The following is a 1,672-nucleotide window of genomic DNA, read 5'->3' on the forward strand; positions in this document are numbered from 1 at the left end:
CCTGAATTATTCATGATAATTCACTTCACTGCGGTCAATGCTGCATAGTTGCTGATATTTTTGATATTTCCTACTTTCACTTAACAGATGAAGAAATTTTTATAGAAAAAGAACTTCAGCTTTGTTAAAATTTAGGTGTCAAAGCCAAATAAAAACAAAGGAGAAGTCCTTAATGACTATTTTAAACGACACCGTATTAGAAAGCAATAAGTATCTGAAAATAAATTTTGATGGAGGCGATCTGTCTTCCGATGCAGGACTTCTTCTTTTCAAAGAATTCCTGTTTAAGATTGGCGCTGTCAAACTCATTAACCGCCTTTTCAAAACCAATGATACCGCATCCTTTCGTATCCACAAAGATGGCGCAAACCTGCTGCAGGTGATTTATCAGGTCATCTGTGCCTATTTTGAAGATAACTGCGCAGATGAACTGACCAATGAACCCGTCATGACCGCCATTTTGGAAAAGGATACCCTGGCATCGCAGCCCACCCTGTCTCGGTTTTTCAATCGGATGGACCAGGATTCCCTGGATCAGCTGAACCTGATCATTCGCGAACTGCGTAAGGTCATTTATTCCTTCAAAAAGCCGGAATTCATGCTTTTTGACATTGACTCCACTCTCCTTAGTACCTATGGGAACCAGGAAGGGGAAGGCTTCAACTATCATTACCAGGCCCATGGATATCATCCGCTGCTATGTTACGACGGGCTGACGGGAGATCTTTTAAAGGCAGAACTCCGCGATGGCACCATGTACTGCGGCAAGGAAGCGGACCGCTTTATGGGATCACTCCTGGATGAATTCATCTGTGACTTCCCAGGTATGCCGCTTTATCTCCGGGGTGACAGCGGGTTTGCTTCTCCGGATCTGTATGAGGTCCTTGAAGACAAGGACTGTAAATATGCCATCCGCCTGAAAGAAAATGCCATCCTCCGCCAATTGGCGGAGGAGGAAAACCAGGCGCTGTACCGCGCAACGAAATACAATCAGGTGGATTATGCGGTTGAATACGGAGAATTCCTGTATCAGGCAGGATCCTGGAGCCATCCCCGCAGGGTTGTCTTCAAGATTGAGAAACCTTACGGTCAGATGATCCACCTGTATACGTTCCTTGTCACCACAATGGAGCTGGCTCCTTACCAGGTGGTCCGGTTCTATTGCGGGCGGGGCAAAATGGAGAACTACATCAAGGAAGGGAAGAATGGTTTTGGCTTTGGCAGCGTAAGCAGTCCTTCCAAAGTGGTGAATGCAAACCGCCTTATGGTTCATGCGCTGGCATATAACCTGTTCAACTGGTTTCGCCGTGTGGCTCTCGCCGCGAACATGCGGAAGCAGCAGATCGCTGCCATCCGGTTAAAGCTGATGAAGATTGCTGCAAGGGTCGTGCGGTCCGCACGCTATCAATATTTCAAATTGTGCAGCAGCTGCCCTTATAAACAGGAATTCTATGAGACGTTGGAAAACATCCGTAAGCTGCAGCCACAGCTGCAATAGCAGCGGTTAATGGACCTTGACAGCCACAAATCGTTTTTGAAACCGCCACAGGTGAAGTCTGCCCTTTTTTAAGTCTTTACCGATAGGCAGAAAGAGCAAATGTGGTTATTGTAACTACTGCGGCAATTTCTTCGATTCATTCATGAGTGATTACATTGCCGTGAATAATTCAGG

General features: G+C 46.1%; 1 protein-coding gene. It reads left to right on the top strand.

Translation table 11 applies throughout. The annotated features are described in order from the left end of the window. The first annotated feature begins 172 nt into the window (after positions 1 to 172). A complete protein-coding gene (locus LKD70_RS18430; RefSeq protein WP_227709309.1) occupies positions 173 to 1,498 on the top strand; it encodes an IS1380 family transposase in 1,326 nt (441 codons plus the stop codon). The last annotated feature ends 174 nt before the right edge of the window (positions 1,499 to 1,672 follow it).

It is taken from the genome of Ruminococcus turbiniformis (genome assembly GCF_020687545.1).
GTDB classification, from domain to species: Bacteria; Bacillota; Clostridia; order Lachnospirales; family Lachnospiraceae; genus Mediterraneibacter; species Mediterraneibacter turbiniformis.